Genomic DNA, 12053 nt, shown 5'->3' with positions numbered 1-12053 from the left:
CACTGGGAGGTGACGCAGGGATGCCCATAACGGTAGGAAGCCGCGGCTGTGCCGGACAAGGTGGGAATGCTGCGCACCGGCGCAGTGAACGTGCGTAAAGAGGCCGGTCGGCGCAGGGTTGCTGCGTCGGTGGATCAGATGGTGCCGGTGTTCCCCGCGGGGCGGACGGAGTCCGTGGAGGAGTCGGGGCCGTAGCCCTGTACCGCGGATGAGCCGGCGCCGGCCTCCGGGCTGTCCGGGATCAGGTGCGAGAGGACCATGTAACTGATCGTCTTGCGGATGAAGGACTCGGTGCGGATGCGTTCCAGCACCTCTTCGAAGTGCTCCACATCGGTCGCGCGGACGTGCAGCAGCGCGTCGGCGCCGCCGGAGACCGTCATCGCGGCGGTGATCTCCGGGTACCGGCGGACGACCTCGGCGATGCGCCGGGGCGGGGCCGCGCCGTCGCAGTACACCTCGATGTACGCCTCGGTGCGCCAGCCGAGCGCGGACGGCCGGACCGTGGCGGTGAAGCCGGTGATCACGCCGGTCTCGCGCATCCGGTCCACCCGGCGCTTGACCGCGGTGGCCGACAGGCCGATGGCCGAGCCGATCTCGGCGAAGCTGGTCCTGGCGTTCGCGGTCAGCGCCGCGATGATCTTGCGGTCCAACTCGTCGAGCGGGCCGGATGCGTGGGGCATGGCGGGTGATTCCTCCGTCGCTGGGCCGGGCCGTACGGCCGCCGGTGGTCCCTGCGGAGCGCACGGACCACGCGGATCGTATGCGCCGCACGGAGCCCGCGCGCCCCACCCCGATGCGCAGCCTGCGCGCCCCACACCGTTCCACGCCTCGTCACCTCGCGTTTCCCGCCACCCGTACTACATCCTGTAGGGTTTCGATTGTGACCCTACAGGTTGTCGGATCTGCTGCCGGAGGAGCGCGTCATGCACGACCAGCCCGACCACATCGCCCCCGCGCATGCCGAAGTGGCCGAGATCTGGCCCCGCGACGGCCGGATCCGGGTCCTCGGGCACGTCGTGGGCGCGGCCTCGGGCGCGGGCACGCTGGTCGCCAGGGTGCGCGACGCGGCCGGTACGGAGCTGCGGCTGGCGGCGAAGGGGCGGGGCAGCCGCTTCGAGGTCTCCGTCCCGCTGGACGCGCTCGCCTCCGCCACCCCGGAAGGCGACCGGGTCTGGGACCTGTATCTGGTGCCGGACGGCTGTGACGACGCGCTCCGGCTGGGGCGGCACCTGGACGATGTGCCCGGTAAGAAGAAGATCTTCACGTACCCGGCCCAGCGCGCCGGCGGCCTGCGGATCGAGCCGTACTACACCGTCCAGGACAACCTCTCGATCACCTGCCGACGACTCACCCGCCAACGGGAGGAATCCCGGTGAAGATCCGCTTCCTGCTGCTCAACGCCTACGCGGTCGGCGGCACCGTCCGCACGGTCGTCAACCAGGCGAACGCCCTCGCCGAGGCCGGGCACGACGTCGAGGTCGTGAGCGTCCACCGGCACCGCGCCGAGCCCCGCTTCGCGCTGCACCCGAAGGTGCGGTTGAGCGCCCTGGTCGACGACACCCGTCCGCCGTCCCGCTGGACGCGCCCGCTGACGTACCAGCGGCAGCACCGCCCCAGCCGGCTCGTCCCCGAGGCCGAGGTCCGCTTCGACCGGTTCAGCCGCCTCACCGACCGGCGCGTCGTGCGCTACCTGCGCTCGCTGCACGACGGCGTACTGATCACCACCCGGCCCGCCCTGAACCTCCTCTCCGCCCGCTTCACGCCCGCTTCCGTCGTCCGGGTCGGCCAGGAACACCTGCACTACTCCCACCACAAGCCGGAACTCGCCCGCGAGATCGGGCGCTGGTACCGGCGGCTGGACGCGGTGACCGTACTGACCGCGGCCGACGAGGACGCCTACCTGCGGCGGCTCGGTGACAGCGGCGTCCGCGTCGAGTGCATCCCCAACCCGCTCTCCGACGAGGCCCCCGAGCGCGCCGGCCTCGACCGGCCGCTCGTCGTCTCCGCCGGCCGGCTCGTCAAGGGCAAGGGCTTCGCGACCCTCATCAAGGCGTTCGAGCCGGTCGCCCGCGCGCACCCCGACTGGCAGCTGCGCATCTACGGCGCGGGGCCGGAGCGCGACCGCCTGCGGACGCTGATCCACGACCGGCACCTCTACAACCACGTCTACCTGATGGGCGCCACGCAGGAGTTCGACCGGGAACTGGCCAAGGCCGCCGTCTTCGCCCTCGCCTCCCGGCGCGAAGGGTTCGGCATGGTGCTGGCCGAGGCGATGAGCCACGGCGTCCCGCCCGTCAGCTTCGACTGCCCGCACGGCCCCCGCGAGATCATCGCCGACGGCCAGGACGGCCTGCTCGTACCGCTGGGGGACACCCCGGGTCTGACCGCGGCGCTCACCCGCCTCGTCGAGGACGACGCACTGCGCAAGAAGCTCGGCGGACACGCCGTCGAGTCCGCCCGCCGCTACACCCCGGCCCGCGTCCGCGCCCGCTGGGAGGCGCTCCTCAGGGTCCTCATCTCGCAAAAGGAGCACGCGTGAGGTCGGGGGTACCAGCGGGTGCCCGTGCGCCCTACGGGCTGTAGGGTGTGGTCATGGTAGGCAGAAACCCTCGTGTCAGAGGGGAACGACGCAGCGCCGGCACGCTGGAGAGCGAGGTCCTGGCCGCCCTGTGGGCGACCGAGGCGCCGCTGACCCCGGCCGAGGTGCACGCCGAGATCGGCGGCGACCTCGCGTACAACACCATCCACACGATCCTGAAGCGGCTGCACGACAAGGACCTGGTCGTACGGGACGCCGAGGGCCGGCGTGGCGCCTACCGGCCGGCCAAGAACGCCGCCGAGCTGACCGCTGAGGTCATGCACCAGGCCCTGGACAAGGGGCCCGACCCGATCGCGGCCCTGCAGCAGTTCGTCACTGGGCTCAGCAGCGAGGAAGAGGCCGCGCTGCGGCAGTTCCTCGCGGAGGACCGCGGCCGCTGAGGCGCACACCGGATGAGCGGCCGCTGAGGCGCTCACCGGATGAAGCGCGCCGGCCAGGTGATCCTGTACAGCAGGTACTCCAGTGGCCCGCGCCGGAAGAGCCGCTTCCATACGTAGGCCAGCGCCAGCACGCCCACGACGAAGCCGAGCAGTACCAACGGCTCGCTGGAGTCGGACATGTCGTCCGTGCCCAGCGCCCAGATGGCCACGATGTGCAGCACGTACGCGGACAGTGACATCGCGCCGACCGCGATGACCGGTGCGACCGCCCGCCGGAAGCGCGGCAGCCGGTCCAGCGCGATCGTGCACCCGGCCACCACGAGGAGGGCGACGCCGGTGTTGCCCAGGATCGACGGGGTCGTCTGGCTGTGCGGCGCGGCCACCAGCAGCCATTCCCGGAAGAGGTAGGTGGGCTCGCCGACGGTGTCGGACCACCAGGCCGACCCGGGTGCGTCGCCGTCCGACCCCGCGGCGACGGCGGCGTACGCGTTCGGGATGAGGTGCAGGGCCAGCCAGGAGCCCCCGTAACCGAGCACCGTCAGCGCGGCACCGGTCAAGGCGAGCCGGGCGCGGACCACCGGCCGGGAGAGGTCGAGCCGGGCCACCGCCATGCCCGCGATCAGGAACGGGATCCAGGTGAGTACCGGATAGGCGCCGGTGAACAGCAGGTCCATGACGCCGTCCGTGTCGCCGAGCCCGGACAGCGGGTCGTGGGCGATCACCGTGTCGCCCCAACTGCTTTCGTCGAGCCAGACCTTGACCAGGAAGAGGTCCTGGGGGAGTACCAGCGCGGTCGCCGCGGCGATGAAGGTGAGGACCCCGGCCTTGAGCCGGTGCAAGGGGAGGGCCACGACGAACGCCAGCGCGTAGTAGGCGAGGATCACATCGATCGAGGTGTCCAGCGCGGTCAGCGCCATGCCCAGCGCCAGCAGGATGACGGCGCGAATCAGTACCCGCACGACCGCCTGCCGTCCCGCGCGCCCGGTACGGGGCTCGGGGCGGCCGGTGATGAGCACGATCGAGAAGCCGGCGAGCAGCGCGAAGAGGGCGGAGGACCGGCCGCGCGCGAGCTCCATGAGAAAGCCCACGGGGCCGCCGTCCGACGGATCGGGGCCCACGTGGGCGGCGAACATGCCCAGTACCGCGAGGCCACGGGCGAGGTCGATGCCGATCAGCCGGGGTGTACTGGCACGGGCGGCCGGTGCTGACGGTTGGTCAGGTACGGTGGCGGCGAGCCGGTCGCCCGGTGACACTTTCCGTGCCGCGGTCCCGGCGCGCGTCGGCAGGGGCACGCTGCGTGCCCTGGGTAAGTTCTGCGACATACGCCCAAGATGCCTGCCCCCTGCGTAAGGGGACACGCTTCACGGCAATTTGGTGACGCATCCGTCACTGCGGCGGTATCGTGCTGCGCCCTCCGGTGCCCGAGTGCACTCCTGGGTTCGCAGGACGCTCCATGGGCACGCCCGGCGCACGAGCGCCGCGCCCACCGCCCGGTCCCTCCGCGTCCGCTCCGAGCGGATGACCCGCCCCGAGTGGATGATCCGGGCCCCGACCGGACCCGCCCGGAGCGTGCGGAACCGAGGCGGATAGCCTGTTTCAACAGTTGTTGATTTTCCCGAGTCCCAGCTGCGCGTACCCCTGTGCCGGCCGCGCGGCACCCGAGGGAGCGAAGCGCCATGCGCATCCTGTTCACCGCCCAGGCGAGTTACTCGCACCTCGCACCGCTGGTGCTGCCGGCGGCCGAGAGCGCCCGGCAGGCGGGCCACGAGGTGGCCGTCGCCACCGGGAACGCCGTCGCGGAGCACATCGAGAAGCGCGGGCTCACCGCGCTGCGGCTGCCGAACGTCGAGGGGATGGCGGAGGTACTGCAGCGGGGCGACGTCCGTCCGCCCGCGGCCATGAGTCAATTGGGCTCCGTCACCATCGAGTTGGACCCGGAGTTCTTCGCTACCGCCTTCGTCGGAAAGCTGGCCGGCCCCTCAGCGCACGACCTCATCGACGTGGCCCGGGACTGGAGCCCCGACCTGATCCTGCACGAGTCCACCGAGTTCGGCGGCTACCTGGCGGGCGAACGGCTCGGCATCCCGCACGGCGCGCTGGACATCGCCCCGATGGCGCCGTACGACCACCCCGCCGTCACCGAAGCGCTCAACAAGCACCGCGCCGACCTGGGCCTGGACCCGATCACCGACCCCTGGCACGTCTTCCGCGCCTTCCGTGCCGGCGTCGTACCGGAGGAGTTCTACCCCGAGGCGAGCCGCCTGCCGAGCGCCCACTACTACCGCCTGCCGGCCCCCGCGGGCGGAGCCCCCCTCGACCCCGAGATCGCCCGGCTCCCCGCCGACCGCCCGCTCGTCCTCGCCACGCTGGGCTCGAACGCCACCCATTTCCCCGGCGGCGGCGTTCTGCCCCTCCTCGACACCATCATCGAGACGCTCGGGGACCTGCCGGTCACCGGTGTCGTCGCGCTCGGCGCGGGCACCGACCCCCGGGAGTGGCAGGGCGCCCGTGCCGACAACGTCCACCTCACCTCGTTCGTCCAGCAGGAGCTGCTCCTGCAGTCCAGCGATGTGTTCCTCAGCCACGCCGGCTTCAACGGCACCCGGGAGGCGCTGGCGGCCGGCGTCCCCGTGGTCGCCGTACCGCTCTTCGCCGAGCAGTCGTACAACGCGGCCCGGCTGCAGGAGATCGGCGCCGGCCGCCGGATCGACGCCCAGGACGTCACGCGCGCGTCGCTGACCGCGGCCGTACGCGCCGTACTGGAGGATCGCAGCTACCGCGCCCGCGCCCAGTCCCTCCAGCGCCGCTCCCACGCGCTCCTGGACCTGACCCGGCTCGCGGACGACGCGGCGGCGGCGACGGGCGCGTAGGCCCGGGGCGGCCTGACCGCTGGGGGCCGCCTGACCGCAGGAGGCCGGGCCGGCTCGTACCGTGGGGACATGATCGTTCGTCATGGGACGGGCCGGCGCCCGGGGTACCCGGCAGCAGCGGCGGTGTTCGCCGTGGGCATGGCGGGCACCACGCTCCCCACCCCGCTGTACGGCCTCTACCGCGAAGAGCTGGGCTTCTCCGAGCTGATGGTGACGGTGGTCTTCGCCGTCTACGCACTCGGCGTCATCGCCGTACTGCTGCTCGCGGGCAACTACTCCGACCGGGTCGGCCGCCGCCCCGTGCTCCTCGCGGCGCTGGCCTTCTCGGCACTCAGCGCGGTCTGCTTCGTGTCGGACTTCCTGTCCGGTTTCACGTCCGGGGGCGGGCTGCTGTTCCTCTTCGCGGGCCGGCTGCTCTCCGGTTTCTCGGCCGGGCTCTTCAGCGGCGCTGCCACGGCGGCGGTACTGGAACTGGCGCCGCCCGAACGCAAGTCGCGCGCCGGTTTCGCCGCGGCCGCCGCCAACATGGGCGGCCTCGGCTGCGGCCCGCTGCTCGCCGGGCTCCTGGCCCAGTACGCACCCTGGCCACTCGCCCTGCCCTATCTGACGCACCTCGCACTCATCGCGGTGGCGTGTGTACTGGTCCTCCTCCTGCCCGAGACCGTCGAGCACCCTGAGCGGTGGCCGGGGCTCCGGCCGCAGGGCGTGGTCGTACCCCCCGAAGTACGCGGTGTGTTCGCACCCTCTGCCCTCGCCGCCTTCGCCGGCTTCTCGCTCCTCGGCCTGTTCACCGCGGTGGCGCCGGCCTTTGTGTCCCAGACCCTCGGCGTGGCCAACCTGGCCGTCTCGGGAGCCGTTGTCTTCTCCGTCTTCCTCGGCTCGACGGCCGGCCAGTCGCTGACCGAAAAACTTGGTGCGCGCAGGGCGCTCCCGGTCGGCTGCCTCGTCCTCGTGGTGGGCCTCGCCCTCGTCGCGACGTCCCTCGCCGCCGAGTCCCTGCCGGCACTGGTCGTCGGTGCCCTGTGCGGCGGCCTCGGCCAGGGCCTCGCGTTCCGCGCGGCCCTGACGTCCGTCGCGGCCGCCGCCCCCGCCGAACACCGCGGCGGCACGATCTCCACCTTCTTCGTCGTCGCCTACACCGGAATCTCCCTCCCGGTCGTCGGCGTCGGTGCCCTCACCGTCGCCCTCGGCCTCCGCGCCGCGGGCCTGACCTTCACCACCTGCGTCGCCGTCCTGGCCGCCGGCACGGCCGTCCACCTGCTGCGCGCCTCCCGACGCAACTGACCGCCAGCGCCTCCCACGCGCGGGCCAACATGCTGGGCCGAGTGCAGCAAAGCAGGTGTGCCGGGCCGTGTCGGCGGAGATCTCCCAGCAGCGGAGCGTCAGTGACCCGCGCAGGGACGGGCGGGGTCAGGGAAGGGCACGGTACGGGAAGGGTGCGGCATGTCCGGAACACAGCAAGAGGACGCGGCACCGGCCGACAGCGAACCGCGCCATCGGTGGACGCACACGGCCAAGGTGCTCGTCAGCAGCCTCTGGTTCCCGGCGCTCTTCTTCTTCGGCTTCCTCTTCTGCTACCTGCTCGCCTTCCACAACCCCACCCCGCACGACATCCGGGTGGCCGTGCCCGCCCAGGCGGCGACCCAGGTGCAGCAGACGCTCGACAAGGCCGTCCCGGGCGGATTCGAGGTGAAGCCCGTATCCGGCGGTGACGCCGCCCTCCGCAGCGCGGTGAAGGAACGCCGTGCCGCCGGCGGCTACCTCCCGGACCCGGCCCACCCCGCCCTGTACACCGCGAAGGCCGGCGGCTTCGAGATCGAGGCCGTGCTGCAGCAGGTGTTCACGCCGATCGCCGAGCGGGGCGGCGCCCGGCTCAAGCAGGTCGAACTCGCGCCCACCGCGCCCAAGGACGGGATGGGCACCAGCCTCTTCTACCTCTGCCTGGGGCTCACCATCCCCTCGTACATCATGGTGATGATGATGCTGCGGGCCACCGGCCTCAGCCGCTGGAAGAAGGTCGTCACCTTCGTCGTCTCCGGCGCCGTGATGGCCGTGGCCGCCTTCTACATCGCGCTCGCGATGGACGCCATCGTGGACCGGCCGATCTGTCTGCTCTACATGTTCATGCTGAGCCTGGCGGTCTCGCTGACCTGCTACGGGCTCGTGCCGTTCGTGCGGCAGTTCTTCCCCGGCGTGGCCATCGTCATCTTCGTGCTGCTGTCGATGCCGGCCAGCGACGGGGCGATTCCGGTCTCGATGGTGCCGTCCTTCTTCCGCTGGCTGCATCCGTACATGCCACTGGGCAATCTGGTCGACGCGCTGCGCAACGAGATGTACTTCGACGGCGCGCAGCTCTTCCGCCCGCTGCTGGCGCTGAGCATCTGGATCGCCGTCGGCATCGTGCTCATCTGCATCGGGTTCTTCTGGGAACGGCACCGGGTGAACGTGGCGCGCTCCGGCGGGGACGACGAACTCACCGCCTCCGACCTGGAGGAGTCGGTCCAGGACCCGACGTTCGAGATGCCGCAGCCGATGCCGGTACGCGCCGCCACGCACTACATCGGGGCCTCCGAGCCGTTGCTGGTCGGCCGCATCCGGGACACCCAGTCGCAACCGCTGCACGGTGTACTGATCACCGTGACCACCACCGACGGACGGCAGCTGACGCGCACGCGGACCGACGAACACGGCGAGTACAAGCTGACCGGGCTCCCGGAGGGCTTCATCAACGTCATCGCCGGCGGACCGCGTCGCATCCCGTCCATCAAGCGGGTGTACATCAAGTACGGGAGCCTCGCCCATCAGGACTTCGTGCTGCGGCCGCGGCCGCAGGACCCGCCTCCCGGGGGCAGCGGAGCCTCGGCTCCGGCAACGTAAGGAATTGGTGAAGAGTTCCCGTCGTACGATGTCCTTCGGAATACCCACCCGAGTGGGCAAGTTCTCTCCGCACGTACGGCACACGCTCATCGGCGTACTCACCGATGCGTGCTCGGCGAGCCCGCCACTCTTCCCGCTTCCGGAGGTCCCAGGTAATGCCCCAGACGATGGCCCATCGACGCACAGGCGGGATCGTTCCCGTCCTTGCCTTCGCCGGCATCACGGTCGCGGTGATGCAGACGCTGCTCGTACCGGTCATCAAGGACCTGCCCGCCCTGCTGAACACCGCGCCGACGAACGCCACCTGGATCATGACGGCCACCCTGCTCGCAGGCGCCGTCGCCACCCCGATCATGGGCCGGCTCGGCGACCTGTTCGGCAAGCGCCGCATGCTGGTCACCAGCCTCGCGGTGATGGTCGGGGGATCGCTCGTCTGCGGTTTCACCAGCGACCTCCTCGTGATGATCGTCGGCCGTGCGCTCCAGGGCTTCGCCATGGGCGCCATCCCGCTCGGCATCGGCCTGATGCGCGACGAGCTGCCCCGCGAGAAGCTCGGTTCGGCCCTGGCCCTGATGAGCTCTTCCATAGGCGTGGGCGGCGGGCTCGCGTTGCCGCTCGCCGCCCTGGTCGCCCAGCACGCGGACTGGCACGCGCTGTTCTTCGGCGCCGCGGGTCTGGGCGTCCTGGCGATCCTGCTCACCCTGGCCGTCGTGCCGGAGAGCGGCGTCCGTGCCGAGGGCCGCTTCGACCTCGCCGGCGCGCTCGGTCTCTCCCTCGGTCTCGTCCTGTTCCTGCTGCCGATCACCAAGGGCAGTGACTGGGGCTGGAGTTCGGGCACCACGCTCGGCCTCTTCGCCGCCGCACTGGTCGTGCTCGTCCTGTGGGGCCTGATGGAACTGCGCATGAAGGCCCCGCTGGTCGACCTGCGGACCACCGCGCGCCGCGAGGTACTGCTCACCAACCTCGCCTCGATCACCGTCGGCGTCGCGTTCTACGCGATCTCCCTCGTCCTGCCGCAGCTCCTCCAGCTCCCGACCGCCACCGGCTACGGCCTGGGCCAGTCCATGGTCGTCGCGGGGCTGTGCGTGGCGCCGCTGGGCCTGACGATGATGTTCACCGCTCCCGTCTACGCCCGGCTGTCGGCCCGGTACGGTCCGAAGCTCACTCTCATGCTCGGCATGCTGATCATCGCGGTCGGTTACGGCGCGGGGCTCGGCCTGATGAGCGCCGCCTGGCAGACCATCGTCATCTCGGTGATCGTCGGCGCCGGTATCGGCCTCGCCTACTCCTCCCTCCCGGCACTGATCAACGGCGCTGTCGACCCCTCCGAGACGGGCGCGGCCAACGGCCTCAACACCCTCATGCGCTCGATCGGTACGTCGGTGTCGAGCGCCGTCATCGGCATGGTCCTCGCCAACACCGCCCACCACGCGGGGTCGGTGGCGGTACCCACCATGCAGGGCTTCCGCATCTCGTTCCTCATCGCCACCGGGGCGGTCGCCCTCGGCCTGCTGCTCGCGGTCTTCCTGCCGCGCGGCCGGACGATGTCCACGCCGCAGCTCGTGGCCACCAGCGAGGAGGCAGCCGAGCCGGAGCGGGACACCCGGGCGGTACCGGCGGGCCCGGGGCCCCGCGCCGGTTTCCGCGGGCGCGTCCTTGACCCGGCCGGTGTACCCGTCGCCCGCGCCAGGGTGGCGCTGATCGACCCGCGCGGGCGCCGGGCCGGTACCGCGCTCACCGACCACGAGGGCCGCTACTCGGTCGCGGTCCCGGACGGCGGCGCGTACGTACTGGCCGCTATGGTCGCCGGACACGCCCCGAGCGCCTCGTCGGCCGTCCACCCCGGCGAGGACTGCCCGGTCGAGGTCGACCTCGTCCTCACGACCGCGGCGGGGGAGCGCCGCGCAGCGGTACAGAGCTGAGCAGTCCGAGGGTTATCCGAGGATCAGCGGGAGTTTCGCGGCCAGGCCGCCCAGCGCGGCCTGCTCCGCGTCGCTCGGGGCCCGCCGCCCGGTACCGACCAGCAGCGCGTCGCGGTCCGAGAACGACGCGGGGAACGCGGCCCCGGCGATCCGCTCCAGCATCTCGCGGGACCGGGCGAGCCCCTCGGCAGGAGGTTCCGGCGCGTCCGGGAGGTGCGCGATCAGGTCGAGGTGGTGCAGCGTCCACTCCAGTACGTACGCGGTGAGGTAGTCGCCCGCGGTGAGGACCATGTCCTGGGTACTGACCCGGAGACCCGGGTCGGCGAGTGCGGCGGCACGGCCGGCCGCGGAGCCGACGTCGTCGAGGTGGAACTTGAGCAGCCCGGGGTCCTCGTAGGCGGCGGCCAGCCGGACGGTCAGCGCGTCGAGGGGGCCGTCGCCGGTCGGCGGCGTGTCGGCGACGTTCCAGTACGTCACGGCGTCGTGGGTCGGTGCCGTATCGGCGGGGGTCACCAGGGTGATCAGGACGTCCTGCGCGTCGATGACCAGATGGCACACCAGGTCCCGCACGAGCCAGCCGGTACAGCCGGACGGCCGCGCGAAGTCCTCGTCCGAGAGCCCGGCGACCGCCGTGCGCAACGCCGTCCAGGAGCGTGAGAAGAGATCCACCTCGGCACGGTAGTGCGGTGCCGAGGTAGCGGACAAGCGCAATTGGGCGTCAGTCCTGCGTGGCGTTCCGGTGGGCGGCCGCCGCGTCGCGGCCGGTCGCGAGGTGCCGTGTCACCAGCTTCTCGACCTGTGCCACGTCCCGGTCCGCGAGGGCCTCGTAGAGCTCCTCGTGCTCCTTCGCCATGGCCATGAGGTCGTCGTGCTGCCCCAGCAGCCAGCGCATCCTGCTGCGCAACGTGCGCTCCAGTTCGTTCAGGAGCTCGTTGTCGGCCAGCGAGGTGACCGTCTCGTGGAAATCGGCCGCCGCCCGCCGGGCCCGTACCGCGTCGCCCTCGCGCGCCGCCGCCAGCTCGGCGTCGAGGTCCGCGCGGAGCCTCGCCAGCCCGGCGCGGGTACGCCGCTGGGCGGCGAGCCGGAACGCCAGCATCTCCAGCGCCGACCGCACCTCGTCGAGGTCGGCGATGTCCGACGGCGCGAACTCCCGCACCACCGCCCACGTCCGCGGCCGGGGCGTCACCAGCCCCTCATTCACCAGTGCCTTCAGCGCGTCCCGGATCGGCAGCCGGCTCACCCCGAGCTCAGCGGCGAGTTCCCGTTCGACCAGCTTGCTGCCCGGCTCGCGGACACCGTCGATGATCTCGTTGCGCAGCTGCCGGGTGACCCGCTCCGACTCGGGCTCGAACCCTTCAGACCCTGTTGTCATGCCGTTGATTCTCTCATCGGCCCGCACCGCGCC

Annotated in this window: 11 protein-coding genes; 7 read left to right on the top strand and 4 right to left on the bottom strand. The window is 71.7% G+C overall.

All coding sequences use genetic code 11. From position 1 onward, the window contains the following. Nucleotides 1-134 precede the first annotated feature (134 nt). The gene (locus IF04_RS0133275) at nt 135-680 is read right to left on the bottom strand and encodes an Lrp/AsnC family transcriptional regulator (RefSeq protein ID WP_030266656.1); all 546 of its coding nucleotides are present in this window, start codon (nt 678-680) and stop codon (nt 135-137) included. Nucleotides 681-923: 243 nt separating this feature from the next. On the opposite strand from IF04_RS0133275, the gene IF04_RS0133270 reads away from it, so the two are divergent. From IF04_RS0133270 to IF04_RS0133260, 3 genes are read left to right on the top strand one after another with little or no spacing between them, the layout of a single operon-like run. Continuing rightward, nucleotides 924-1376 (top strand): hypothetical protein, encoded by a 453-nt coding sequence (locus IF04_RS0133270; RefSeq protein WP_030266653.1) that lies wholly within the window; start codon nt 924-926, stop codon nt 1374-1376. Then, nucleotides 1373-2539 (top strand): glycosyltransferase family 4 protein, encoded by a 1167-nt coding sequence (locus IF04_RS0133265; RefSeq protein ID WP_030266649.1) that lies wholly within the window; start codon nt 1373-1375, stop codon nt 2537-2539. The genes IF04_RS0133270 and IF04_RS0133265 overlap by 4 nt, the downstream gene beginning before the upstream one ends. 53 nt (nt 2540-2592) lie before the next feature. Beyond that, nucleotides 2593-2979 carry a BlaI/MecI/CopY family transcriptional regulator gene (locus IF04_RS0133260; protein ID WP_030266646.1) on the top strand — a complete coding sequence of 129 codons (387 nt, stop codon included), beginning with the start codon at nt 2593-2595 and terminating at the stop codon, nt 2977-2979. 32 nt (nt 2980-3011) lie between these two features. Here the strand turns inward: IF04_RS0133260 and IF04_RS0133255 are convergent, their stop codons facing one another. Beyond that, a complete protein-coding gene (locus tag IF04_RS0133255) occupies nt 3012-4301 on the bottom strand; it encodes a DUF418 domain-containing protein (RefSeq protein ID WP_078601132.1) in 1290 nt (429 codons plus the stop codon). Between the two features lie 354 nt (nt 4302-4655). Here IF04_RS0133255 and IF04_RS0133250 point away from each other — a divergent pair, with 354 nt between their 5' ends. The 4 genes from IF04_RS0133250 to IF04_RS0133235 all read left to right on the top strand — a co-directional run bounded on the left by IF04_RS0133250 (nt 4656) and on the right by IF04_RS0133235 (nt 10648). After that, the gene (locus IF04_RS0133250) at nt 4656-5849 is read left to right on the top strand and encodes a glycosyltransferase (RefSeq protein ID WP_030266639.1); all 1194 of its coding nucleotides are present in this window, start codon (nt 4656-4658) and stop codon (nt 5847-5849) included. Between the two features lie 69 nt (nt 5850-5918). Continuing rightward, nucleotides 5919-7133, top strand: coding sequence for an MFS transporter (locus IF04_RS0133245; protein ID WP_030266635.1), 1215 nt, complete (start codon nt 5919-5921; stop codon nt 7131-7133). Between the two features lie 159 nt (nt 7134-7292). Next, entirely contained in the window at nt 7293-8726 is a 1434-nt protein-coding gene (locus tag IF04_RS0133240) for a carboxypeptidase regulatory-like domain-containing protein (protein WP_051831792.1), read from the top strand. A 155-nt stretch (nt 8727-8881) separates the two neighbouring features. Beyond that, entirely contained in the window at nt 8882-10648 is a 1767-nt protein-coding gene (locus tag IF04_RS0133235) for an MFS transporter (protein WP_030266628.1), read from the top strand. A 12-nt stretch (nt 10649-10660) separates the two neighbouring features. On the opposite strand, the gene IF04_RS0133230 is transcribed toward IF04_RS0133235, so the two are convergent. Further along, a complete protein-coding gene (locus IF04_RS0133230; RefSeq protein WP_030266624.1) occupies nt 10661-11317 on the bottom strand; it encodes a maleylpyruvate isomerase N-terminal domain-containing protein in 657 nt (218 codons plus the stop codon). A gap of 49 nt (nt 11318-11366) precedes the next feature. Continuing rightward, nucleotides 11367-12020, bottom strand: coding sequence for a GntR family transcriptional regulator (locus IF04_RS0133225; protein ID WP_030266620.1), 654 nt, complete (start codon nt 12018-12020; stop codon nt 11367-11369). Between the last annotated feature and the right edge of the window lie 33 nt (nt 12021-12053).

The sequence above is a fragment of the Streptomyces violens genome, assembly GCF_000717745.1.
GTDB lineage: Bacteria > Actinomycetota > Actinomycetes > Streptomycetales > Streptomycetaceae > Streptomyces > Streptomyces violens.
Note: the sequence above shows the minus strand (reverse complement) of the source record. Positions and strands in the feature narration are given on the sequence as shown.

Coding starts and splice junctions, on each gene's coding strand:
- IF04_RS0133275 (WP_030266656.1), bottom strand. CDS start 680: ATGCCCCACGCATCCGGCCCGCTCGACGAGTTGGACCGCAAGATCATC.
- IF04_RS0133235 (WP_030266628.1), top strand. CDS start 8,882: ATGCCCCAGACGATGGCCCATCGACGCACAGGCGGGATCGTTCCCGTC.
- IF04_RS0133270 (WP_030266653.1), top strand. CDS start 924: ATGCACGACCAGCCCGACCACATCGCCCCCGCGCATGCCGAAGTGGCC.
- IF04_RS0133260 (WP_030266646.1), top strand. CDS start 2,593: ATGGTAGGCAGAAACCCTCGTGTCAGAGGGGAACGACGCAGCGCCGGC.
- IF04_RS0133240 (WP_051831792.1), top strand. CDS start 7,293: ATGTCCGGAACACAGCAAGAGGACGCGGCACCGGCCGACAGCGAACCG.
- IF04_RS0133225 (WP_030266620.1), bottom strand. CDS start 12,020: ATGACAACAGGGTCTGAAGGGTTCGAGCCCGAGTCGGAGCGGGTCACC.
- IF04_RS0133250 (WP_030266639.1), top strand. CDS start 4,656: ATGCGCATCCTGTTCACCGCCCAGGCGAGTTACTCGCACCTCGCACCG.
- IF04_RS0133255 (WP_078601132.1), bottom strand. CDS start 4,301: ATGTCGCAGAACTTACCCAGGGCACGCAGCGTGCCCCTGCCGACGCGC.
- IF04_RS0133245 (WP_030266635.1), top strand. CDS start 5,919: ATGATCGTTCGTCATGGGACGGGCCGGCGCCCGGGGTACCCGGCAGCA.